Origin of the sequence: uncultured Solobacterium sp. (assembly GCF_963550625.1) — a bacterium.
Taxonomy (GTDB): domain Bacteria; phylum Bacillota_I; class Bacilli_A; order Erysipelotrichales; family Erysipelotrichaceae; genus Bulleidia.
Map to the genome: position 1 here is coordinate 13,045 of NZ_CAUVCV010000002.1, position 25,362 is coordinate 38,406.

Below are 25,362 nucleotides of genomic sequence, written 5' to 3' on the forward strand. Positions count from 1 at the left end.
TATGACAGTATATTTATTGAGTGGAAAAGATATGTTTAGACAAGAGGAGCGTTTAGCTACTCTTTTAAAAGAGTTCTCTATTGATAAAGACTATGTCACAACCTTTGATGCATCAAATGCGAAGACATTCCGATTTGATGAGGCTTTAATGGCTTGCGATACTTTTTCGTTATTTGATGATACAGCTAAAAAAGCAGTTATTATCAAAGAACCACATTTCTTACGTGCTAGTACAAAAACTGGTAAGAAAGAAACTGATAAACAAGAACAAGAAAAAGAACAACGTTTAAAATCTTTAGAAACTTATTTAAAGAATCCAAATCCAAATACTTTACTCGTATTTTATTGTCATACATTCTCTGCCGATACGAGAAAAAAGGAGTATAAACTTCTTACTACTTATGATACTAGGGTTATTAAATTTGAACTGATGAAACCTTGGGAGTTTGAGAAGTATGTTGATGATAAGTTAAAAGAACATCAATATAAACTGACGCGTGAATCTCGTACAGAGTTATTAGAACGGGTGAGTAATGATACGTTAAAGTTCCATAACGCACTTGTTAAGATTGATCTTTATGGAAAAAAAGAACTTAATTTTGAAGACATTATGCATATTGTACCGATGAATGCGGATTTAAATATCTTTAGAATGAGTAATGCATTTGTAGCGCATGACTTATCGTCTACATTGCTTGCAGTAGATGAAATGTTACTAACACGTTATGACTATGTTGCAATGATTGCTATGCTTGCAAGTAAACTACGTAGTTTATACAATATCAAGAAACTCTATGAACGTGGTTTATCGGATAGTATGATTGCGACAAGATTACATGCGGATGATTGGGCAATCAAAAAAGGCTTAGAAAGTTGTTACCATCTGCAGTCAAAGACATTATTGCGATATTTAGAAGAACTTGCGACATTAGAGCAAGGTATCAAAGCTGGACGTATTGAACCTAAGAATGGTTTTGAGCAGTTCTTGTTAAAGAATGGGAGTTAACATGCAATCAATTAAAGAATTATATAAAATCGGACGTGGACCAAGTAGTTCACATACATTAGCACCAGAAAGAGCATGCAAGCTCTTCAACGAAACATTTGGTGCGTTTCCTTACTATGAAGCTGAGTTATTTGGCTCTTTATCCTTAACCGGAAAAGGACATCATACAGATGCGATTATCGAACAGACACTACTAGGTGAAGTTAAAGTAATCTTCTCTCTAGAATGGGAAGAAGAATTCCCGAATGGTTTCTATATTCGTGCATATAATGAAAAACATGAATTACAACAGCGTTGGACAGTATTCTCCATCGGTGGTGGAAGTATCCGTATCGTTGAAAAAGATCTTGATTGGAACGATGAAGTATATCAAGAAAATTCACTAAAAGATATTAAACAAGTATTACAGGATAGAAATGAGACATTGCTTTCATACATCTATTCTTATGAACCAAATTTACGTGAACATCTTTCAGAGATTGTAGATGCAGAAGTTAATTGTGTTCATTCTGGTATTACAGCTGAAGGTGGAACATTACCAGGTAAGTTAAAAATGCAACGTGTTGCACGTAAGTTATATACAGAAAGTTTAGAGAGTACGAGTTCGTACGCAAATGATTTAAAATTAATGAGTTATGCTTACGCTGCTGGTGAAGAAAATGCGGATACACATAAAGTAGTTACAGCACCTACATTAGGTGCGTGTGGTGTTATCGCAGCGTTAACATATCATTGTATTCATGATTTAAAGATTGAAAAAGATAAGATGATTGATGCGCTTGCAATTGGTGGTATCTTTGGTAACTTAATCAAACATAATGCAACAATTTCTGGTGCAGTAGGTGGTTGCCAGGCTGAAGTTGGATCTGCAGTGGCGATGGCTAGTGCTGCGTTTGCGTATATCTTAGGTGGAAATCTAAATGATATTGAATATGCGGCTGAGATTGGTATTGAACATCACTTGGGTTTGACATGTGATCCAGTCATGGGATACGTCATGATTCCGTGTATTGAACGTAATTCACAAGGTATCTTACGTGCTATTGATGCAGCAAACCTAGCAATTCATATGAATAAAGTTCGTGCTACACACAAGGTGAGTTTTGATACAATCGTCGAAACAATGAAGGAAACAGGAAATTGTATTCCGATGAGTTTAAAAGAAACATCCATTGGTGGATTGGCTAAATATTTTGATGAAAGCCAGTGTTAAAAATAAAAAAGTTGTTCATCCATTGGAGCCAATTTATGATGAACAATCTAAAGTACTAATATTAGGTTCTTTTCCATCTGTAATTAGTAGAAAAGATATGATGTACTATGCAAATAAAACAAATCGATTTTGGTCTGTGATGGAGGCTTTATTCAATGAAGAAATTACAGACCATGTATCATTTTGTCATAAACATCATCTAGCAATATGGGATGTAATTCATTCTTGTACGATAGAAGGTTCATCAGATTCTTCTATCAAGAATGTAATACCAAATGATATTGCTGGACTAGTTCGAAAAACACATATTGAATTGATTGTTACTACTGGTAAGAAAGCTGCTGCTTTGTATGAACAATATATTCATTTGGATTTACCACATATTAGTTTGCCAAGTACTTCTGCTGCAAATGCAAAGATGAGACTTGAGGAACTTGTATACGAGTATCAAAAGATTAAGGAGGTATTATGAAAAAAGCTGAATTACTTGCACCAGCAGGAAATATGGAAGCGTTGATTGCGGCTGTACAAGCTGGATGTGATGCAGTTTATTTAGGACTTAATTCTTTTTCAGCTCGTGCTTTTGCAGGTAACTTTTCAAGAGAAGAACTGGTTGAAGCAGTACGATATTGTCATATTCGTGGGGTGAAAGTATATGTCACGATGAATACCATCCTTTACGAACCTGAGATTGAAGCTGCAAAAGACCAAATTCAATTCTTATATGATCATGACGTAGATGCACTATTAATTCAAGATTTTGGTCTATTTCATTATGTTCGAACATGTTTTCCTGATTTTGAAGTACATTGTTCAACCCAAATGCATATCCATAATATGTCCGGTATTGAGTATATGAAAACTCAAGGTGTTAAGCGTGTTGTATTAGCGCGTGAGACACCGATCGAATTAGTTGAAAAGGCATGTAAGAGTGGTATGGATATCGAAGTTTTCGCATATGGAGCTATCTGTATTAGCTATAGTGGACAATGTCAGTTTAGCGTTGTCACTAAACAACGTAGTGCTAATCGTGGAATGTGTGCACAATGTTGCCGTATGAAATACTATAAGGAAGATGGTACCGAGTTTGAAGAAGGCGAATATATCCTTAGTCCAAAGGATTTAAATGTAATTGATCAATTGCCAAAGCTATTAGCAGCAGGAGTTAGTAGCCTAAAAATTGAAGGTCGTATGAAACGACCTGAATATGTTTGGCTAATTACGAAAACTTTCCGTGAAGCTATCGATGCATATTATAGAAATGAACCATATCGTGTTACTAAGAAACGTCAGGAAGAGTTAAAACTGATGTTTAATCGTGGTTTTTCTGAAGGACATTTATTCCATGATGATGTAACTAAACGCATGAGCCAGTATCGTCCAAATCACCAAGGTATTGTAATTGGTGAAGTTCTTGACTTCTATAAGGGTAAAGTAAAGGTAAAACTATCCAAACCACTTTATCAACATGATGGTTTGCGTATTCTCAGTGAACCGGAAGATATTGGCTTAACTGCAGTTAAAATCTATGACCAAAAAAATCTATTGGTAAATAGTTCTAATCCAGGGCAAATAGTGACTTTAGAATGTAAGGAAGGTAGACCTAAAAAAGGTCAAAAGTTACATAAGACAACTGATACTAGACTACTAGATGAAGTACAACATAACATTGAAGAATATAGAAGACTTGTTAATATTACTGTTTCCTACGAGGCTAAAATAGGACATCCATTAAAGCTAATTATTTCTGATGGGGAACATACTGTTGTACAAGAAAGTTCAATCAATCTAGAACAAGCTAAGAATGCACCATTATCAAAGGAGAAGATAGAAGCTGGTTTAGCCAAAACGGGTGCCTTTGCATATCGAATTACGAAATTTACGGGTGAAATCGAGAATATCTTCCTACCGGTAAGTGTTATCAATGAAACACGTAGACTTGCTTTAGAAAAATTAGATGATTTACGTGCTATACAACATGTACGAGAAGGTAAACAAGAATATCACTATCAGACAGAGAATATTTTTGATCGAAATTACAAATATATTATCCAAACTAAGAAACCTAGAGAATTTGATTGTGAGAACTACTTAAACGTAGTTGAAAACGATACCGTTACACCTGTGATTCATGAGTCACAAGAGGGTACAACTACTCTAGTTAATACTGTACTTTCACAAGCTGGAGACTTTAATAATAAACTAATTGATTGTATTGGTGGTATGACTCTCAATGTTGTAAATTCTTATGCAATTGCATATTTATTATCGATTCCGGGTATAAAGGGAGTGATTCTTTCTGAAGAAATGAACGACTTTCAGATAGAAAAAACACTTGATGCTTTTGAAGAGCGATATGGCTTTCAAGCCCCAGTTTATAAGCTTATTTACGGTAAACGTACCTTAATGCATATTAAAGATCGTTTCACTAAAGAACAAAATTTAAAATTTATGAGCGATTTACATGGCAATCGTTACGAAATATCGTATAATGCTAGCGAGGTTTCAATCTTAGAGTCATCAGCCTTTAAAACGGATAACCCATTCTGCATGGGAAGTTACTTGATTCTAGATGATGAGACCATCAGTATAAAATCTATATTGGAGGATAAATAACATGAAGAATTTTATTGAAGAGTTTAAGGCGTTTGCGTTACGTGGAAACGTAATGGACATGGCAATTGGTGTCATCATCGGTGGTGCATTCCAGGCTATTATCAAGTCATTCATCGATAACATCGTTAACCCATTAGTAGGTGTTGTATTCCAGGTTGACTTCTCAAGTGTTGTAATTAGTTTAGGTGCTGTTAACTTAATGATTGGTGCATTCATTTCATCCGTAATTAACTTCATCCTATTAGCACTTGTATTATTCATTATGGTTAAGGGTATCAACAAGCTCAAGAAGCCAGAAGTGAAGGAAGAAGCTGCTCCTGTAAAGAGCGACGAAACAGTTCTATTAGAAAAGATTTTAGAACAATTAAAGAACAAATAAGTTTTTTGAAACAGCCTTTAAATGTAGGCTGTTTTTTTCAATTAAAATTTGTTAAATTTCCCGTTTTAGTGGTTGGAAGAGGGCTATTTTGTTATAATATCTAAGAGATTTAAGGAGATTTTATGTTTCTAAAACGAATCGAGATGCAAGGATTTAAGTCCTTTGCGGATCGTACAATTATTCAGTTTGATCATCCGATTACTGGTATTGTAGGTCCTAATGGTTGTGGTAAATCAAATATCGCTGACTCAGTACGTTGGGTACTTGGTGAACAAAGTGCTAAGAGTATGCGTGGCGATAAAATGAATGATGTTATTTTTGCAGGTAGTGCTGATCGCCGTAGAGTCAATATGGCAGAAGTCACTTTAGTGTTTGACAATACAAATCATATTTTAAATGATAACAAAGACGAGATTGAAGTAACACGTCGTCTTTTTCGTGATTCTGGCGAAGCAGAGTATTTGATTAATCGTAAAAATGTACGTTTAAAGGATGTTGTTGATCTTTTCTTAGACACAGGTCTTGGTAAAGATAGTTTGAGTATTATCTCTCAGGGTAACGTCTTATCTTTTGCGGAAGCAAAGCCTTTAGAACGTCGTGGGATCTTTGAGGAAGCTGCAGGTGTAGCAAAGTATAAAAAGAGAAAGCTAGAGTCTTTATCAAAACTAGAAAGAACAAAGGCAAATTTAGATCGTTCTAACGATATTTTAATTGAACTTGAAAAGCAGGTTTCTCCATTAAAGAGACAAGCCAGAAAAGCAGAGATATATCGTGAAAAGAAGAAACGCCTAGAAGAAATTGAAATCTCCGTATTAGTACAAGATATTGAAAGTATCCACGCAGATATCGAGACTGCAAAGAAAGCACTCTTTGATATTGAAACAAAGACAACAATGTTTTCAACTGATATACAAATCAACGAAACAAAACTCTCTGAAAGTAGAAGACAGATTTCAACATTAGACCGTGAGATTAATGACTTACAAGATGAACTGATGAAGAAGTTCAATGAAATTGCAGGTTTAGAAGCACGTCGTACAGAACTTGATGAAAAGCGTAAGTATATCGTAGAAACTGGTACTAATGAACAGAAGGCTAAACAACTAGCTGGATTAATCGAAGAAGCTAGAGTTGAGTATGAAGACCGTCAAAAACGTTTAGATGATTTGAATACTGAAATTCGTTTATACTCACAACAATTAAGTGCTGCTGCTGCAAATATCGTTGATAAACGTAGTGAATATGACCAAGCAGCCAATCGTTTACGTTCACTTGAAAATAGAAAAAACGTTATCGATCAGTTAATGCGTAATCCATTCAATAACCAACAAGGTATTCGTTCTATTATGGAAAACCAGAATGCTTTATCCGGTATTTTGGGTGTTATCGGTCAGGTATTACAAGTTGAAAATGGTTATGAAGAAGCTGTGTCAACTGCTCTAGGAGCAGCGATGAATCATATTGTTACTGTTGATGAACAAGCTGCTCGTGATGCAATTCGTTTCTTAAATCGTAACCAATCTGGTCGTGCAACTTTCTTACCTTTAACAGTATGTACACCACGTTATGTATCTCAAGATAATCAAATTATCTGTCAAAATACAAAGGGATATTTAGGTGTTGCGGCTGATTTTGTAAAAAATAATAATCAGTTTGAACCAGTAATTACAAGCTTACTAAATAATGTTCTTGTTGTAGAGGACATGGAAGCTGGTAATGAATTATCTACATTAACTAAGCGCTTATACAAGATTGTAACTCTTAGTGGAGAAGTAATTCACCGTGGTGGTTCTATGACTGGTGGTAAGACACGTCACGATACAAATATCATGACTATGCGCAAGGAAGCAGAAGAAATTAATGCGTTAATTGATGCAGAATCTGCACGTTTAGAACTTGCGACAAAGGCATTAAATCAAGCAAATGAAGCACGTGATAAAGCAGCGCAAGCAATGAGTGAAAAGCGTTATGCCGTTGCGGCACTTGAACCTGTTGTCGATGCTAAGAAAGCTAAACTTGAAAAGTTAAAGAACGACTTAGCATTATTAGATCCTAAGGGATTAAGTCATGATAGTGATGAATCTCATACAGAAGAATTAATTGTACGCTTAAACCAAGCATATCTAGAGCGCGATACGATTACCAATGATATGAAGGCAAAGCGCGAACAAAGATATCAGATAAACCAAGAAGCAGAACGCAGAGAACAACAAACTCGTCAAATGCGTAAGGAGTTAAGCACTGCAGAAGCTAGTGCGAATGCCATTAAGGTCGATCAAGGAAAACTTGAAACACGTATGGAAGCTTGCTTGCAAAGACTTGCAAGTGAATACCAGTTAACATATGAATTTGCTAAGACGAAGGTAACTGATGAGCAGATTGAAAATGCTAAGGAAGAAGTTGCACAGTTACGTGCAGATATTGAACGCCTTGGCAATATTAATATGAATGCACCAGAGGAATATAACGAAGTTAACGAACGCTATGAAACATTAAAGAATCAGATTGCGGAATTAACAGAAAGTGTTGATAAGATTTTAGCTGCAATCGATGAGATGGATACTGTTATGAAGCGTCAGTTTATAGAAACTTTCGATCAAGTTAACGCAGAGTTTAATGACATCTTCCGTGCTCTTTATGGTGGTGGTAAAGCTGTTCTTACATTACAAGATCCTTCTGATATTTTGAATACAGGTATTGATATTGATGCACAGCCTCCAGGAAAAGCTGTTCAAAATAACATGTTATTCTCTGGTGGTGAAAAGAGTTTAATTGCGTTATGTGTACTGTTTGCGATATTAAAGATTAAACCCGTACCTATGGTAATCCTTGATGAGGTTGAGGCAGCGTTAGACCCAGGTAATGTTGAACGTTTTGCACAATACTTACATCACTATACACACCAGACACAGTTTATTGTTGTTACTCACCGTCCAGGTACAATGGAAAATACTGATGTACTTTATGGTGTAACAATGCAGAACCAAGGTGTATCACAGATGTTAAAGGTTGCCTTACATGATGCACTCAGTATGGCAGATTCTACAAATGAGGAGGTACGAGCATGAGTTTTTTAGATAAGCTAAAAGAAGCCTTCTCTAAAAAAGATGATAAAGCTACATATCTTTCTGGTTTTAAAAAATCAAAACAAACTTTTGGTGATCAATTAAACCAAATGCAATATAAATACAAAGGGGTAGATGATGACTTTCTTGAACAGTTAACGATTATCCTTTTAGAAAGTGATGTTGGAATTGAAACAGCTGATTATATCTGCGAGCAGATGAAGTTAAAGTGCTCTGAATATCCTTCGATTACATTCAAGTGGGCAATGAATTTTTTACTTGAAACCATGAAGGAAATTTATGAAGCAACGCCTGATAAGCCAATCTCATTTAATGAGAAGGGTACGACTGTATTCTTATTAGAAGGTGTCAATGGTTCTGGAAAAACAACAACATCTGCTAAACTTGCACGCATGTTTTTAGACCAAGGAAAGACAGTTGCATTTACAGCAGCGGATACTTTCCGTGCTGGTGCAATTGATCAACTTGCTAAGTGGGGTGAACGTTTAGGTGTTCCTTGTATTAAAGGAATTGAAAATGGAGATCCTAGTGCGGCAATTGTTGATGGATGTCGTTATGCAATAGAAAATAATATAGATATCTTATTATGCGATACTGCAGGGCGTCTACAGAATAAAGCGAATCTAATGAACGAGTTATCTAAGATGAATCGTGTTGCTTCGAAAGAAATTCCTGGTGCACCACATAATACATGGCTTGTATTAGATGCAACAACCGGACAAAACGGTTTATCTCAAGCACAAATTTTCGCAGAAGCGACTAATTTAAGCGGTATTATCTTAACAAAGATGGATGGTACAGCGAAGGGTGGTATTGTGATTGCGATTAAGCATAAACTACACATTCCTGTATATTATTTAGGGTTAGGTGAACAGCCTACTGACTTACGTCCATTCGACTTAGATGCATATTTATATAGCATTTCAGAAGGACTAGAAAATGCAAAGTAAGTTATATTACAACAGTTTATTAGACTTTTATGAAAAGTTATTAACACAAAAGCAGCAGGAGATATGTAACTTCTATTTCCGTGATGATCTATCATTGCAGGAAATCAGTGAACTAGTAAACACATCACGTGCAGCGATTCATGATACTATCAAGCGCTGTCGTATTGAACTAGATTCTTATGAAGAAAAGTTAAGTATGCATGCATCTTATATAAAACGATGCAAGCTATATGAAAAGATTCGAAAGGTTGGTTCAGCAGAGGTTGTTAAATTAATCGACCAATGCTTAGATACAGAAATTGATTAAGGAGGAAGATATGAGTAAGGTCATTTCAGTAAATTCAGGATCATCATCACTAAAGTTTCAATTATTTGATATGCCAAGTGAAACAGTTTTAACAAGTGGACAGGCAGAACGTATTGGTCAACAGATGGGTGCGTTCACTATCAAGTACAATGGTAAAAAGGAAACAGTAGAGCTTCCAATTCCAAACCATAAAGTAGCTGTTGATATACTTTTAAATAAATTAACAGAACTTGGTATTGTGGAAAATCTTGATGAAATCAAGGGTGCAGGTCACCGTATCGTACAAGGTGGTTCATCATTTGATCAGTCGGTAGTTGTAGATGAACAAGTTGAAAAAATTGTTGAAGAATATGGTGAACTAGCTCCATTACATAACCCAGCACACTTAGTATGTTATAGAGCATTCAAGGAATCTTTACCAAATATTGGTCACGTATTCGTATTTGATACAGCATTCCATCAGACAATGCCAGAAGAATCATATATGTTCCCAGTACCATATGAATGGTATACAGATTATAAGATTCGTCGTTATGGTGCCCATGGCACAAGCCATCAGTATGTAAACCGTCGTACTGCTGAATTAATGGGCAAGGATGTTAATACATTAAATATGATTACATGCCACTTAGGTAATGGTGCCTCAATCACTGCTATCAAGAATGGTAAAGTGTTAAATACATCAATGGGATTAACACCATTAGGTGGAATTATGATGGGTACTCGTTGTGGTGACATTGATCCTACTGTTGTATTCTACATGATGAAGAAATTAGGATGCACACCAGATGACATGGATACATATTTAAATAAGAAGTCTGGTATGTTAGGTATTTCAGGTATTAGTTCAGATGCGCGCGATGTACAAGCAGCTATTGATGCTGGTGATCCACGTGGTATCTTAACTGGAAAACTCTATACAAATCGTGTTATTAATGTTGTAGGTGGTTATTACTTCCAATTAGGACACGTAGATGCAATTGCATTTACAGCAGGTCTTGGCGAAAATGATGACGCATGCAGAGAGCGTATCTTAAAGGCTATGGAAGAAGCTTTAGGCTTAAATATCGACTACGAATTAAATGCTACAATTCATGGAAAAGAATGCCTCATTTCTAAGCCTGATTCAAAAGTACAAGTATGGATCGTTCCTACAAACGAAGAAGTTGTAATTGCACGCGATACAGTTAGATTGTTAGGACTATAATGAATCTCGATTTTAAAGCAATATTAAAGACAATTGAGGATGCAGATGTCATTACATTATTTAGACATACGCATCCCGATTGTGATGCATTAAGCTCTCAAAATGGATTATGCAGTTGGATTAAAACAAACTTTCCAGAGAAGAGGGTATATAGATTAGGGGTGGAGACAACCGATCAAACTGTTTATCCTCCATCTGATACTGTTGATGAAGATACAATCCGTACGAGTATTGCAATTGTTTTAGATACTGGAAATAAAGAACGTATTGATGATCAACGTTATGCATTTGCAAAACAAGTAATTAAAATTGATCATCATCCAAATCTTGATCCATATGGAACTCAGAATTATGTCTGTGAAGAAGCAGCTGCTACTTGTGAAATTCTCACAAGTTTCTTTGCAAGCTGTGATAATCAGATTATGAATCATGAGATTGCAACATACCTATATAAGGGGCTATTAACAGATACCTTATGCTTTAGAACAAGTAATACAACACAACACACACTAGAAATGGCAGCAAAATTAGCATCATATAATCTAGAAATTCCAGAACTTAATCGTGAACTATTTGATGTTAGTTACAAAACTTTCCATTTTAGTAATTGGATTCGTTCCAATACACAGTTGCTTGGTCAACATTTAGCGTATGTAATTATTCCAGAAACTATTCAGCATGAATACAATATTAGTGATTCATCAGCACGTAATCGTATTGATGAGATTGGTCATGTGAAAGAATTTTCAATTTGGGCTATCTTTACAGAGAAAACTGTAGATGGACATAAACTTTATGATGGCTCATTACGTTCTAAAACAGCAATCATAAATACAATTGCAAATCAATACCATGGTGGCGGTCATAAGAACGCTTCCGGTGTTAAAGATCTCACTGAAAATGATTTACAAAATTTACTACAAGATTTATATAAAGTTAGTAAGTAGCACATATAAACGAAAAATGTCAATATTGAATGTGCTATAAAAACTATAGTAAAATACAAACATATTAGGAGGAAATTAAAATGGCAGAAACATTAAATAAGAAGAGCATTGCTGAATTAGTAGCTGAAAAGCATAACCTAACTAAGAAAGAAGCAGCAGAGATTATCGATTTAGTATTTGATACAGTATCAGGTATTTTAAAAGATGGTGGTCGTGTAGATATTTCCGGTTTTGGTAAGTTTGAAGTTAAGACACGTGCAGCTCGCACAGGTATCAACCCACAAACAAAAGAAACAATCAAGATTCCAGCATCAAAGGTTCCTGGATTCAAAGCAGCTAAGAACTTAAAGGAATTAGTTAAGTAAGCTCAAAGGCACTCATATGAGTGTCTTTTCTTTTATTATAAGTAACTTCGCATAATGTATGTTATGCGATTTAAATAAATATAAAAAAAGATGAGTATCATCAGTAGCGTTTACTCATCCTTCTTCTTTGGAATATCTAAGTCTTGTGATGCTAATGGATTAAATTTAATATACGCATCAAACAATTGTTTATTTTGTACGTGCGTATAGATTTCCGTAGTCTGTATATTACTGTGGCCTAGAATCTCTTGAATACTTCGTAAATCAGCGCCGCCTTGTAACATATGTGTTGCGTAACTGTGTCTTAGTTTATGTGGTGTAATATGCTTCTTAAAACCAAGTTCGACACATTTACGTTGTAATAGTAATTCCACATATTTACTAGTAATCTTTCGTCCAAATCGATTGATAAAGAACATATTAGTCTTTTTTTGAACTAGATTAACACGTGTAATAGAAACGTATTGCTTTAGAAGTGGAATACTACCTTTTGGTATTGGAACAATGCGTTCCTTATCCCCCTTTCCAAGTACACGTATTTTTCCTGTATCGAGGTCTACACGATTAATTGTTAGATTACATACCTCTGATACTCGTAAACCACAACTATAGATAGTCTCTAGAAGTGTATGGTCCAGATTATCCTGGATATTTGTATCGTCAAATGACTGCATTAACAGTTTAATTTCATCAACAGTACAATATACCGGTAATGTTTTAGGACCTTTATGTACCTGCAAGTTTAAGCTTGGATCTACTTCATCATGCATCATCGTCACAAACTGGTGAAATGAGCGTATCGCAGCAGTCATTCTTGCTAATGATGTTGATGCTTTATATTCGCTTTGGTTTGCAATAAATTCTTCAATTAGCTCTGGTTGTATCTTCTTAGTATTTGTAATACCTTGTATATCTAAAAACTGACTATATTGTTTTAAATCATTTTCATAAGAAGATACTGTACGCTTGCTCTTGCCTTCGTTGATTTTTATATTTGTGAAATATTCAGCAAATGCATCATGAATCTTCATCAGTATTCTCCTTTAAAAGATTGCTAGCTCTAACAAAGGCTTTCTTAAGTCCAAGCATACCATTTAAATCATTGATAATATCTTTTGTTTCAGCTTTAAATGCTGCTTCCTCATCAAATAAATTGAGTTGTGAAGAAACATAGCCTTCATCGGCGAAATCACCAACTGTGATTCCAAGTAGGCGTACTGCTTCCCCCTCTTCCCAGTTATCCTCAAACAAGGCTATAGCTGCATTATAAATTTCATCAGCACGCCAGATTGGCGAAGATAACTTTGTAGCGCGTGTAATATTTCTAAAATCATAATAACAAATACGAATATGAATAGAACAGCCAACTTTACTTGCGTTTTTAAGGCGTTTAGAGAGCGTTCTAGCTAGTGTTCTAATTAAACCAGCTAATTCCTCATATTCATTAATATCTTCTAATAACGTCTCAGAAATGCCCATAGATTTAGCATCCCATTCTGTCTCTAACTCCCTATGATCAATACCATTTGCTCGTTCAATATAATCATCAGTATTTTTGCCTAATATTTCTCTAAGTTTTGCGATATCCTTATAGTTTGCTAGATCACCAATCGTTTTGATACCAAGTTCTTGCATATAAGGAACTGTTTTATTTCCTATGCCTCTCATATCTTTAATCGGTAAAGGCCACATCTTTTCTTGTACATCTCGAATCCGTAAGACAGTAATACCATTCGGCTTTTTCATATCACTAGCCATTTTGGCTAAAAACATATTTGGTGCTACACCAATAGAACATGTTAAACCAAGTTCAGTATAAATTTGTTTTTGCAAGGACCAAGCAAGATCTAAGGGTCTTTCAAATCTCTTGATAGCTTCAGTCATATCTGCGTAGCATTCATCTACAGACGCCTGTTCGACTAGGGTTGTATAGGAGCGTACAATCTCCATAAAACGCTCTGAAAGATTACGGTACCAAGTATAGTGTCCTTCAACGATAATTAAGTCTTTACAAAGTTTTTGTGCTTCACTGACAGGCATTGCACTATGAATACCATATGCGCGTGCTTCATAACTTGCAGTTGAAACAACACTACGTCTAGTAGCACCAGATATCACAATTGGCTTTCCTTTTAATTCTGGATTTAATAGCACTTCAGCGTTAGCAAAAAAGGCATTTAAATCAATATGAAAATATACGTGATACATTAGCTATGATTTCTCCGATAAAGTTCTTGTGCTGCTTTCTTAGAGATATCGGTAATACTACCACTGGAAATGAGGGCAAGCTGATCAATACGCCCCTTTTCATCTAATTCAGTCACATGTGTAATCGTTTTATTATCTTTATCTTCTTTTGAAACAAAATAATGTGTGTCTGCACAAGCTGCTACTTGTGCTAAATGTGTTACTGCAAAGACTTGACATGAATTTGATAGTGCCTTCATCTTTTGTCCAATCGCAGTCGCAACTGGACCACTGACACCTGTATCAATTTCATCAAAGATAACAGTTTGAATTCCTTGTAGTTTTGTAAAGATCACCTTTAAGCCAAGCATTAAGCGGCTTAATTCACCACCAGAGGCTGTTTTAACAAGTGATTTAGGCTCTTCCCCTTTATTCATGGATATCATAAACTCAACATTCTCATTTCCATGTTCACTATGATTACATTCTGTAAAAACCGTTTTAAAGCATGCGTTTGGTAACATAAGTTCGTTTAGATTGATGAGAATTGCATCATCAAGTTCTTTTGCCCGTGATTGTCGAATATTAGATAACTTAGAAGCATGCTTTTGATATGTACTATGTGCAGCTTCAATCTTTTTGTCCATTTGTTCAATAAACTCTTTACGATGTGTAAACATCTGGACTTGTTGTTTGAGTTGCTCTTGTTGAGAGAGAATTTGTTCTATAGAGTTTCCATATTTTCTCTTTAACTTTTGAATTGTATAGAGACGCTCTTCCATCTCATTGATTTCTTCTTCATCCATATCATATTCACCAACTAGTTTATGGAGTTCATCAATACTGTCTGAGATAGAATAATAAGCATCAGAAATAGATATTTGAATGGCCGTTGTTTTCTCATCATTTCCTAAACTTGAACATAGTTTTTGTAAATCATATAAAGAATCAGCCAATCCTTCTTCATATAGTGAAAAGACTTGATTATATTTATCAAGTGAGTTTTTTATTTGTTTGTACTGTCTTTCTTTATCGGCTAATTCTTCATCTTCACCAATCTTTAGAATGGCTTGTTCAATTTCTTGAATTTGATATTGGAAGTATTCTAAATCATTCTCATTAAATTCGTTTTGTAAAGCCTTCTCTTTTTCTTTAATAAGTCTTGCATATTCTTGGTAAGATTCTTTAACTTGTTTAAGTTCTTCATCAACTTGTAAGAAAGTATCGAGTAATCGAATATGATTTGCTGTATTTAACAAATATGCTGTATCTCTTTGACCATGGATATCGATCTCATCTCTAAGAATATCTTTCGCAAGTGATAACGTAACAATGCGATGATCAATACGAATTACTGATTTACCTGAAGATAATAGTTCTCTTGTAAACGTAACATCTTCAGATGTTTCTAAACCAGCCTCTGCTAATACCTCTAATGCATGTTTATTATGGGATAAATCAAAAGTTCCCTCAATGATTGCTTTCTCTTTTCCTTTTGAAATATACGAAGCACCTGCACGCTCTGCACATAAGATGGAAATAGCATCTAGCATAATTGATTTACCAGCACCAGTTTCACCAGTAAACGCACTAAACCCAGACTTAAAATCTAGGTTTAGTTCATCAATCAGTATGAAGTTTTTGATATACAGGTGTTTCAACATAACTTTCTCCTACAAATATTGTTGTACATCAGCCAAGAAGGTATTCATATCAATATGATATTCCTTACGTAACTGTGCACTTGTACCTTGTGGTATGAACTTGTCAGGCAATCCATAAATCTTGATTGAAAGACAGATCTCTGACTCATTTAAATACTGTAATATCAATGAGCCTAATCCATTTGTCTTATAGTCTTGTTCATATACAAATAGTTTTAATTTACGATTGACAAGAGACTGAATCATATCGTAGTCGAGTGGTTTGATATAACGCGCGTTTACAACTGTTACTGGTAAGTTATTAGAAATTATTTTATCGAATAACTTATTTACCATATCACCATAAGTGATAATGGCAACTTTATTATCAACAGAATCATTTAATAATTCCCAAGATCCTACTGGTATTAAATTTGCTTTGCATACATCAGCTGTCTTCACTTCTCCTTTAGGGAAACGCACAGCGAATGGGTGTTTTTGATTAAAAGCTGTATACAATAGGTCTTTAGCTTCTTGGGCATCTTTCGGATGAGAGATGATCATATTTGGAAGTCCAGATAGAATACCAATATCAAATGTACCTTGGTGTGTTTCACCATCTCCACCAACAAGACCTGCATGATCTACACCAATAACAACCGGTAAATCCATACGACAGATATCATGGTTAATTTCATCATATGCACGTTGCAAGAAGGAACTATAGATACACATGTATGGTTTCTTACCTGAAATCGCTAAACCAGCCGCAAAAGTCGCTGTATGTTCTTCCGCAATCCCTGTATCAAAACTACGATCTGGATACTTTGCAAATAAGACACCCATACCACTACCATTAATCATCGCTGGAGTTAATGAAATAATATCTTTATCCTTTTGTGCAAACTCAGCGACACATTGGCTCATAAATGGTCCCCATGCTGTATAACCGCATGGAACTTCATGTAATGGTTTTCCTGTTTCAATATTGAAAGGACCTACACCATGCCAATGTCCTTCACTATCTTCTTCACAAGGAGAATAGCCTTTCCCCTTTTTTGTCATAACATGAATAATCGTTGGGCCACCATGATGTTTTGCTGTTTCTAATACTTGAATTAAATCATGAATATTATGGCCATCAACTGGGCCCATGTAATCTAAACCGAACTCTTCAAAAATACCACCATCAATTACAGCTTCACGCATGGAATCTTTGACAACTTTTAAACCTTTATACAAGGCATCACCAATCGGATTACCCGATAAAGAACGCTTTAATGATGATTTAAAAGTGTTATATCCTTTTAAAGTACGTAGTTTTGAAAAGCCTGCATTCATCGCACCTACATTTTTAGAAATCGACATATTATTGTCATTAAAAATAATGATAATATTACGTTTCTCAACACCGATTTCGTTCAATGCTTCTAAAGATAAACCATTACTGATAGCACCATCGCCAATAACTGGGATAATACTATAATGTTCTTTGTTTAAATCCCGTGCAACAGCCATACCTAAGGCAGCAGATAGTGAAGTAGAACTATGTCCTGCTTCCCATACATCGTGTTCACTCTCGCTACGCTTCTGGAAACCTGATAGCCCCTTATATTGACGTAACGTTGAAAAGCGATCAGCACGACCGGTTAAAATTTTATGAACGTATGATTGATGACCTACATCAAATAATATCTTGTCTTTTGGTGAATCAAAGACATAATGTAAGGCAATTGTTAACTCAACAATCCCAAGATTACTAGCTAAATGACCACCTGTCTTTGATAATGAATAAATCAAAAAAGTACGGATTTGCTCAGCTAAGTCCTTTAGTTGATTGTTATTTAATGACTTAAGAAATGCGGGGTCACGAATTTCATTTAATTCCATAGAAAATATCTCCTACTTACGACGTCTTTGAATTTGATTAACATATTCCAATAATTCTGCAGAATCAAATCTTTTTAAAGATTTGATTTCATCAATTGCAGATTGGTATAACTTGTTCATCATTTCTTTAGCGCGTTCAATTCCTAAAATCGAAACACTAGTCCCCTTATGATTCTTCTGATCAGAATTTGACTTACCAAATTCCTTCGCAGTTAATTCAATATCTAAAATATCATCTTGAACTTGAAAAGCTAGACCAAGTGAAAATCCTATCTTCTTCCATGCAGGAATGTCTTCTTCATGGTTTGCAAGTGTAGAAGCCATTAATAAAGGTGCTGTTAATAAACATCCTGTCTTGTGTTCATGAATTCTTTGAAGCATATCCCAATCAATCTCTTGATTCTCAGCTTCTAAATCAAGCTGTTGTCCATACACCATACCACTTGCCCCAGCCATCTTAGATAGAATTGAAATACATTTCACAACAGTATCACTAGATTCTGTTGAACTTGCAGCAACCTCAAAAGCGTATGTTAATAAGCCATCCCCTGCTAGGATTGCAGTAGCTTCATTAAATTGCCTATGACAAGTTGGTAAGCCTCTACGTAAATCATCATTATCCATCGCTGGTAAATCATCATGAATAAGTGAATATGTATGAATCATCTCTAATGCACAAGCAAAAGGATTACCAATCGCCGGATCTATACCATATCCCTTTAATACGATATAAAGAAGTAATGGACGGATTCTCTTTCCTCCAGCAGTCAAAGAATAAAGCATAGCAGATTTCGTAGTACTATCCGGAAGCGTATTAATATAGTTTTCCAGAAGTAACTCAATTTGCATCTTCATTATCTCCATTTTTACGAATGACATCATTGATTTGTGATTCAAACTTCTTTAACTTTGTATCACATGCTTTTACTAATTGAAGCCCTTCTTCAAATAGCGTAATTGTTTCATCTAAAGGTTTTTCATTCTCTTCAAGATCGTTAATAATCTCTTCTAAACGATTCATAGATTCTTCAAATGATTTATCCTTTGTTGGCATGACTGTCCTCCTTTGTTTGAACGATAGCACCGACTGTACCATCTAGCAAACGTACATTGATTTCATCACCAATTTCTAAAACATCAGTAGAATTGATGACTTTGTTATTTTTATAAGTAACACTATAGCCACGATTTAATACTAATAGTGGTGAATATGCATTTAATAATGACATATTCTTTTCTAATCTTGTTCTTCTTTCATCCACAGTAACACTTAATGCATGTTCCATTTGTGATTGATATTGAACAAGTTGATTCTTATTTGCTTGTACAGATTGTTTTGCGTACATCAACAATCTCTGTTTACCTTCTTGAATCGTTTCATGTAATGTTGCTGAACGCTCACGTATTAATTGGGAGAAGCGATGAAACTTTTCGTTTAGTTCATATCGTTTATCAGCCGGTAATTCTTCAAATCGCATGAGCTTTTCAGCTAGATAATCTAGACGCGTAATATAATCTCGATATAAACGTTCTGGTTTAGTAAGTACTGGTTGGCTTGCATTATATACAAATCGCTTCTTTGCATGCATGAATGTGTTACGCATTGCATTCATTAAACGACTTCTACTATTCTGTAACGTTGCCAGTACCTCTTGCATATCAGGAACAGCAGCTTCAACCGCTCCTGTTGGTGTATTTGCACGATAATCCGAAACAAAGTCTACTAATGTAAAGTCTATCTCATGACCAATACCAGTCACGATTGGTGTCTTCATTTGAAAGATATATCTAGCAAGCATTTCATCATTAAAGCACCATAAATCTTCAATCGATCCTCCACCACGAACCAACATGATAACTTGATGATTTCCTGCATCAGCAGCTTGTAAAGCAGCAATAATTTTTGGTGCAGCATCCATCCCCTGTACAGGTGCAGGATATTCAGTAAGTTTCGCAATTGGCCAGCGCTTTTTTAATGTGATGAGCGCATCTTCTCTAGCTGCAGTATTATTACCGGTCACAAGAGCGATATCCATTGGATATGCAGGTAACGGTTTTTTATAACTTGCATCAAATAGACCTTCGTCACTTAATTTCTTCTTTAACAATTCAAATTGTTGATATAGTTGGCCAATACCACTACGTTCCATGTTGGTAGCAATCATCTGCACACTACCGTCAACTACATAGACACTAACATCGCCTTTCAGTACAACTTTATCTCCATTTTCAGGTTTAAATCCCAATTTTTGATTTGCAGAAGAAAACATGACACACTTTAAAGTCGCATGATCATCTTTTAATGAAAAATACCAGTGTCCACTGTATGGCATACGTATATTAGAAATCTCACCTTCAATCATTACACCATGTAATACTGGATTTTCATCCATCACTTTCTTCAAATAATTTACAAGTGTACTGACAGGTACAACACGTCTACTCATATTACATCTAATACGCTGTTTACTAACTTATATGTGTCAGAATCACAATAACGTTTTGCTAACTGAACAGATTGGTCAATAATAACAGCAGACTCCGTTTTCTTTAAATCAAATTCAGCACATCCGTTTAATAAGATTGCTTTCTCAATTAAACCCAAACGCTCATAAGACCAGCCTTTCTTTAAGACTGAGTCAATATACTTTGCATAACGTTCTTTGTTGGCAATAGATGTCTTAATTACATCAATAAAATATGGATCGATTTCACTTTCATCAACTTTAAAAACATCGTTAATCAATGCGTGAATATCTCGTTGAACAATGAGGTATTGATATACCGTAATCATTGCATTTTCTCTTTGGTCATGACGATTCATTTTTCTATAATCTCCTATCAAATATTTTACCATGTTAAACTCTATTTTGGGCATAATCTTGCCTGTTTTCATTGCATGGAATAAAATATTCACATGAGTAAAAATAACAATAATCCATCATTCCTTCAAAAAACATTTCAACATCTAAAAACAATCCATGAACATCGTAGTCTTGTACGTAAGTTTTGTTTTCAATGTGGTTTATACAAGCAAGGTTTAACACATGATTTATCAAAGTATTCCTTCGCGGAACTATTACCTAGCATTCATTATTACCAAGGATATCGTTCTCCTTATACAAAGGAAAAAGAATTACATGGCTATTCTCTAGGATGGTTACATCATAAAGGTTGTAACAAGCATCATTGGGAATATTGGTGGGATAAGATTGATGGTAAATGGCAAGCAATCAAAATGCCACAGAACTATGTTGTAGAAAGTGTTTGTGATCGTATCGCAGCTTGTAAAGTGTACCAAAAAGAACAGTATACACAATCCTCCGCTTTAAATTATTATTTGAATAGTCATGATGAACAAAATCTTCATCCCCAAACTGCTAATTTATTTGAACGTATTCTACGCTATATGGAGAAGTATGGAGAAGATTCTACATTTAAACGAATCAAAGATTTTCTACAACAAAAGAAAGATTTATATGAAGTATTCTAACCTATAGATTTCTATAGGTTTTTTATAAACAAAAAGGCTCATAAGAGCCTTTTGCATACTACTTGTTATATGTATTATCGTTATGCTTAACTTGAACGTCGTGTGCTCCACCTTCTACGATAGAAGTAGCAGATACAAGCGTTAGCTTAGCCTTATCTTGCAATTCAGGAATTGATAATGCACCACAGTTACACATTGTAGACTTAATCTTTAATACTGTTAATGCAACGTTATCCTTTAAGGAACCTGCATATGGTACATAAGAATCTACTCCTTCTTCAAAGGATAATTTCTTACCTTGACCTAAGTCATAGCGAGCCCAGTTACGAGCACGTGCAGAGCCTTCACCCCAGTATTCCTTCACAGTATTACCATTCACAACTAACTTTTCGCCTGGAGCTTCTTCAAATCTGGAGAAGTAACGTCCTAACATAACAAAGTCAGCACCCATTGCTAAAGCTAATGTAATGTGATAGTCATATACGATACCACCATCAGAACAGATAGGTACATATACACCTGTTTCTGCAAAGTATTCATCACGAGCGTTCGCTACATCAATTACTGCAGTAGCCTGACCACGACCAATACCCTTTGTTTCACGAGTGATACAGATAGAACCACCACCGATACCAATCTTAATGAAATCAGCACCAGCATCTGCTAAGTAACGGAAACCTTCCGCATCAACAACGTTACCAGCACCAACCTTAAGCTTATCGCCATAATTTTGACGAATCCACTTGATTGTTTCTGCTTGCCAGATAGAGTAACCTTCAGAGGAGTCAATAACGACACAGTCTACGCCAGCAGCTACTAATGCAGGAATACGTTCAGCGTAATCACGGGAGTTAATACCAGCACCTACTAATAAACGTTTTTCATTATCTAATAGTTCATATGGATGTTCCTTATGTGAATCATAATCCTTACGGAATACGAGATATTGTAAATGATCATTTTCATCCACAACAGGAAGTGTATTTAACTTGTTATCCCAAATAAGATCATTTGCAGATGATAATGTTGTATTAGGTCCACCAACAATTAAATGTTCACGTGGAGTCATATAATCCTTAACAAGCTCATTACCAGTCATGCGGGAAATACGATAGTCACGGGAAGTTAGAAGACCCATTAACTTACCATTTGGTGTTCCATCTTCTGTAACTGCAATTGTAGAATGTCCTGTCTCTTCAATTAAAGCGTATACTTCTGTAAACGTAGCATCTGGTTTAACATTTGAATCACTGACAACAAAACCAGCTTTATGATTCTTAACACGTGCAACCATCGCTGCTTGACTTTCGATTGGCTGTGAACCGAATATAAATGCCATTCCACCTTCCTTCGCAAGAGCGATACCTAAGCGATCTCCAGATACAGACTGCATGACAGCACTGATCATAGGAATATTTAAAGAAATCGCTGGTTCTTCACCCTTTTTATAGCGAACAAGTGGTGTTTTTAATGAAACATTGGCAGGAATATTTTCAGGTCCTGTAAATCCTGGAACGAGTAAATATTCACTAAAAGTATGTGAAGGTTCATCATAGTAGTATGCCATTAACGTAATTCCTCCTTTTTTATAATTTTACTAATTATATCAATTAATAAAGTTATGTAAATAATTCCGAACAAATATTCTAAAAAATCTTACAAATATGCATGAAATATGACGATGCAAGCATTTTGTATGTATTTTATTTCACAAAAATAGTTATCTAAAATGGATATATGTTATTACAGAATTTATTGTGATGTCCATTTTAGATAATATTCTATTTAAAACCAATTATGATATAATCTTAAAGGTTATAAGAGGTATATTATGCGATTAAAAAATAGTTATTTCTTTACAATTCGCGAAAATGCGAAAGATGAAGATTCAGTAAGTTCAAATTTACTTGTACGGGCCGGCATGATTAAGAAGAGTTCAGCTGGTGTGTATATGATGTTACCAATGGGTAATCGTGTATTATCAAAGATTTACGCAATTATCCGTGATGAGATGGAAAAGATTGATTGCCAAGAGTTATCCATGCCATCATTAATCCCTGAGGAGGTTTATGTATCCTCTGGAAGACGTGCGGGTTTTGGTAAAGGTATGTTCTCACTAAAAGATCGTAAAGGTGTTCCTTATGTATTAGGTCCAACACACGAGGAGTTATTTGCGATGGCTGCTAAGATGCAAATACGCTCTTACAAGGATATGCCATTTTCACTCTACCAGATTCAGACAAAATTCCGTGATGAACCACGCCCTCGTTATGGTTTGATTCGTGTACGTGAATTTACAATGAAGGATTCCTACACATTCGATAAAGATGAAGCTGGATTAGATGAATCCTATGCTAAACAATTCAATGCATATAAGAACATCATGAATCGCCTTCACTTAGACTATCGTATTGTTCGTGCTGATACAGGTGTCATGGGTGGTTTATTGTCAGAAGAATTCCAGGCAATTACCCCACTTGGTGAAGATATTCTTGTATTAAGTGATGATGATAGTTTTGCTAGTAATATTGAAGTTGCCCCATGCGTACCTGAGATTGCTGAAAAAGAAGATACACTAGACGAACTTACTTTAGTAGAAACTCCTCATTCACGCACAATTGAAGAAGTAACTGAATTCTTAAAGAAAGACGTAAAGAAGTTTGTTAAAACTTTAATCTATAACGTTGATGGTAAAGCAGTAGCAGTTATGGTACGTGGTGACCGTGACGTGAATGAAACAAAGCTACGTAAGTTACTAGAAGCCAACTCAGTAGAACTTGCTGACCCTGCAATGGTTATGGCAGCGACAAACGCTGAAATTGGGTTTGCTGGCCCTGTAAATATTCAATGCCCTCTTTACGCTGATGAAGAAGTGTTATACATGTATAACTTTGTAGTTGGCGCAAATAAAACAGGTTACCACTATACAGGTGTAAACCAAAAGGATTTCACTCTTACAGGACATGGTGATTTAAGAAATATCCAAGAAGGAGACAAGAATCCTAATGGTGAAGGTGTTGTACATTTCGCACATGGTATTGAAGTTGGTAACACATTCAAACTTGGTACAAAGTACTCTAAGGCATTAGACCTACAGTATCTTGATCAAAATAATCAGTTACAGTATGTATGGATGGGTTCTTATGGTATTGGCCCTGCTCGTGCTATGGCTGCCCTTGCAGAACAAAATGCGGATGAAAATGGTATTAACTGGCCAAAGGATTTAGCACCATTCCAAGTAGCTGTAGTAATTATCTCTATGAAGGATGAAGAACAAGTACGTATCGGTAATGAACTACATGACGTATTACAAGCACAAGGTATTGAAGTAGTACTTGATAACCGTGATGAACGTCCTGGTGTTAAGTTTAAGGATATGGAATTAATCGGTGTTCCATTTAGAATTACTGTTGGTCGTGGTGTAACTGAAGGTAAAGTGGAATTAAAATCTCGCACAGGTGACTCTATCGAAGTTACTGTTACAGAAGTTATCGATAAACTTAAAGAGTTACTATAAATATAAAAAGTTCTATACGTATGAATGTATAGAACTTTTCTTTACTTAATAATAGATTGACCTAGCTTCACAGATGTAGGTTCGATAAATTCAATGCTTTGTGTATTAGCGTTTGTTACTACAAGCATCGTACTCATATTATATTTTGCACGTAACTTCTTCAAATCTACCTCTACGATAGGATCTCCAGCCTTTACACTATCACCCTGCTTTTTTGATAATACAGTAAAGCCATCACCATTCGCTTCTACTGTATTGACACCACAGTGAACAAGTAACTCAACACCATGCTTAGTTGTAATACCAAATGCATGTCCTGTAGGGAATAAAACAGATAATTCACCATTTGCTGGAGAGCATAACACAACTTTATCTCCTTCATATGTGAAAGCAACACTATCACCCATCATCTTTTCTGCAAAGACTGGGTCTGGAACAGTTGTTACATCAATTAACTGACCATCCGCAATTGCGACAATCGCATCATCATTTACAACGATATGATTCTGTAAGTCTTCTTTTTTCTTGAAAAAATTAAACATAATTTTCTACTCCT

General features: G+C 35.4%; 23 protein-coding genes. 13 read left to right on the plus strand and 10 right to left on the minus strand.

Translation table 11 applies throughout. The annotated features are described in order from the left end of the window. The first annotated feature begins 1 nt into the window (after position 1). From holA to RYK16_RS01695, 11 genes are all read left to right on the plus strand, one after another. Positions 2–1,006: a DNA polymerase III subunit delta gene (gene holA / locus RYK16_RS01645; protein ID WP_314850337.1), complete on the plus strand. Its 1,005-nt coding sequence runs from the start codon at positions 2–4 to the stop codon at positions 1,004–1,006. Position 1,007: 1 nt separating this feature from the next. Further along, positions 1,008–2,219, plus strand: coding sequence for an L-serine ammonia-lyase, iron-sulfur-dependent, subunit alpha (locus RYK16_RS01650; RefSeq protein ID WP_314850339.1), 1,212 nt, complete (start codon positions 1,008–1,010; stop codon positions 2,217–2,219). Continuing rightward, the gene (locus RYK16_RS01655; RefSeq protein WP_314850609.1) at positions 2,203–2,691 is read left to right on the plus strand and encodes a DNA-deoxyinosine glycosylase; all 489 of its coding nucleotides are present in this window, start codon (positions 2,203–2,205) and stop codon (positions 2,689–2,691) included. The genes RYK16_RS01650 and RYK16_RS01655 overlap by 17 nt, the downstream gene beginning before the upstream one ends. Further along, on the plus strand, positions 2,688–4,835 hold the full coding sequence (locus tag RYK16_RS01660; RefSeq protein ID WP_314850340.1) for a U32 family peptidase: 2,148 nt from the start codon (positions 2,688–2,690) through the stop codon (positions 4,833–4,835). The genes RYK16_RS01655 and RYK16_RS01660 overlap by 4 nt, the downstream gene beginning before the upstream one ends. A gap of 1 nt (position 4,836) precedes the next feature. Continuing rightward, on the plus strand, positions 4,837–5,214 hold the full coding sequence (gene mscL / locus RYK16_RS01665; RefSeq protein WP_314850341.1) for a large conductance mechanosensitive channel protein MscL: 378 nt from the start codon (positions 4,837–4,839) through the stop codon (positions 5,212–5,214). Between the two features lie 122 nt (positions 5,215–5,336). Further along, the gene (locus tag RYK16_RS01670; protein WP_314850342.1) at positions 5,337–8,282 is read left to right on the plus strand and encodes an AAA family ATPase; all 2,946 of its coding nucleotides are present in this window, start codon (positions 5,337–5,339) and stop codon (positions 8,280–8,282) included. After that, a complete protein-coding gene (ftsY, locus tag RYK16_RS01675; RefSeq protein WP_314850344.1) occupies positions 8,279–9,250 on the plus strand; it encodes a signal recognition particle-docking protein FtsY in 972 nt (323 codons plus the stop codon). Before RYK16_RS01670 ends, ftsY begins: the two co-directional genes overlap by 4 nt. Continuing rightward, positions 9,240–9,557: a YlxM family DNA-binding protein gene (gene ylxM / locus RYK16_RS01680; protein WP_314850346.1), complete on the plus strand. Its 318-nt coding sequence runs from the start codon at positions 9,240–9,242 to the stop codon at positions 9,555–9,557. Before ftsY ends, ylxM begins: the two co-directional genes overlap by 11 nt. A 10-nt stretch (positions 9,558–9,567) precedes the next feature. Next, positions 9,568–10,764, plus strand: coding sequence for an acetate kinase (locus tag RYK16_RS01685; RefSeq protein ID WP_314850348.1), 1,197 nt, complete (start codon positions 9,568–9,570; stop codon positions 10,762–10,764). Continuing rightward, on the plus strand, positions 10,764–11,711 hold the full coding sequence (locus RYK16_RS01690; protein ID WP_314850350.1) for a bifunctional oligoribonuclease/PAP phosphatase NrnA: 948 nt from the start codon (positions 10,764–10,766) through the stop codon (positions 11,709–11,711). Before RYK16_RS01685 ends, RYK16_RS01690 begins: the two co-directional genes overlap by 1 nt. A gap of 80 nt (positions 11,712–11,791) precedes the next feature. After that, positions 11,792–12,076 carry an HU family DNA-binding protein gene (locus RYK16_RS01695; RefSeq protein ID WP_314850351.1) on the plus strand — a complete coding sequence of 95 codons (285 nt, stop codon included), beginning with the start codon at positions 11,792–11,794 and terminating at the stop codon, positions 12,074–12,076. A gap of 110 nt (positions 12,077–12,186) precedes the next feature. Here the strand turns inward: RYK16_RS01695 and RYK16_RS01700 are convergent, their stop codons facing one another. From RYK16_RS01700 to RYK16_RS01735, 8 genes are read right to left on the minus strand one after another with little or no spacing between them, the layout of a single operon-like run. After that, the gene (locus RYK16_RS01700; RefSeq protein WP_314850353.1) at positions 12,187–13,107 is read right to left on the minus strand and encodes a tyrosine-type recombinase/integrase; all 921 of its coding nucleotides are present in this window, start codon (positions 13,105–13,107) and stop codon (positions 12,187–12,189) included. Further along, positions 13,094–14,284 carry a DNA polymerase IV gene (locus RYK16_RS01705; protein ID WP_314850354.1) on the minus strand — a complete coding sequence of 397 codons (1,191 nt, stop codon included), beginning with the start codon at positions 14,282–14,284 and terminating at the stop codon, positions 13,094–13,096. Before RYK16_RS01705 ends, RYK16_RS01700 begins: the two co-directional genes overlap by 14 nt. Next, positions 14,284–15,927: a DNA repair protein RecN gene (gene recN, locus RYK16_RS01710; RefSeq protein WP_314850355.1), complete on the minus strand. Its 1,644-nt coding sequence runs from the start codon at positions 15,925–15,927 to the stop codon at positions 14,284–14,286. Before recN ends, RYK16_RS01705 begins: the two co-directional genes overlap by 1 nt. Positions 15,928–15,936: 9 nt before the next feature. Next, on the minus strand, positions 15,937–17,796 hold the full coding sequence (gene dxs / locus RYK16_RS01715) for a 1-deoxy-D-xylulose-5-phosphate synthase (RefSeq protein WP_314850356.1): 1,860 nt from the start codon (positions 17,794–17,796) through the stop codon (positions 15,937–15,939). A 12-nt stretch (positions 17,797–17,808) separates the two neighbouring features. Continuing rightward, on the minus strand, positions 17,809–18,645 hold the full coding sequence (locus RYK16_RS01720; protein ID WP_314850357.1) for a farnesyl diphosphate synthase: 837 nt from the start codon (positions 18,643–18,645) through the stop codon (positions 17,809–17,811). After that, positions 18,635–18,850, minus strand: coding sequence for an exodeoxyribonuclease VII small subunit (gene xseB / locus RYK16_RS01725; RefSeq protein ID WP_294207471.1), 216 nt, complete (start codon positions 18,848–18,850; stop codon positions 18,635–18,637). The genes RYK16_RS01720 and xseB overlap by 11 nt, the downstream gene beginning before the upstream one ends. After that, positions 18,834–20,243 carry an exodeoxyribonuclease VII large subunit gene (xseA, locus tag RYK16_RS01730; RefSeq protein WP_314850359.1) on the minus strand — a complete coding sequence of 470 codons (1,410 nt, stop codon included), beginning with the start codon at positions 20,241–20,243 and terminating at the stop codon, positions 18,834–18,836. The genes xseB and xseA overlap by 17 nt, the downstream gene beginning before the upstream one ends. Further along, the gene (locus RYK16_RS01735) at positions 20,240–20,620 is read right to left on the minus strand and encodes a transcription antitermination protein NusB (protein WP_314850361.1); all 381 of its coding nucleotides are present in this window, start codon (positions 20,618–20,620) and stop codon (positions 20,240–20,242) included. Before RYK16_RS01735 ends, xseA begins: the two co-directional genes overlap by 4 nt. A gap of 93 nt (positions 20,621–20,713) precedes the next feature. Here RYK16_RS01735 and RYK16_RS01740 point away from each other — a divergent pair, with 93 nt between their 5' ends. Next, complete coding sequence (locus RYK16_RS01740) at positions 20,714–21,289, plus strand: DUF5662 family protein (protein WP_314850362.1); 576 nt, start codon at positions 20,714–20,716, stop codon at positions 21,287–21,289. Between the two features lie 58 nt (positions 21,290–21,347). On the opposite strand, the gene RYK16_RS01745 is transcribed toward RYK16_RS01740, so the two are convergent. Further along, positions 21,348–22,856 carry an IMP dehydrogenase gene (locus tag RYK16_RS01745; protein ID WP_314850363.1) on the minus strand — a complete coding sequence of 503 codons (1,509 nt, stop codon included), beginning with the start codon at positions 22,854–22,856 and terminating at the stop codon, positions 21,348–21,350. 264 nt (positions 22,857–23,120) lie between these two features. Between RYK16_RS01745 and RYK16_RS01750 the strand changes: the two genes are divergently transcribed. Continuing rightward, a complete protein-coding gene (locus tag RYK16_RS01750; RefSeq protein WP_314850364.1) occupies positions 23,121–24,806 on the plus strand; it encodes a proline--tRNA ligase in 1,686 nt (561 codons plus the stop codon). A gap of 41 nt (positions 24,807–24,847) precedes the next feature. Here RYK16_RS01750 and RYK16_RS01755 read toward each other — a convergent pair whose 3' ends face one another. Then, complete coding sequence (locus RYK16_RS01755; RefSeq protein WP_314850365.1) at positions 24,848–25,348, minus strand: glucose PTS transporter subunit IIA; 501 nt, start codon at positions 25,346–25,348, stop codon at positions 24,848–24,850. Positions 25,349–25,362 lie beyond the last annotated feature (14 nt).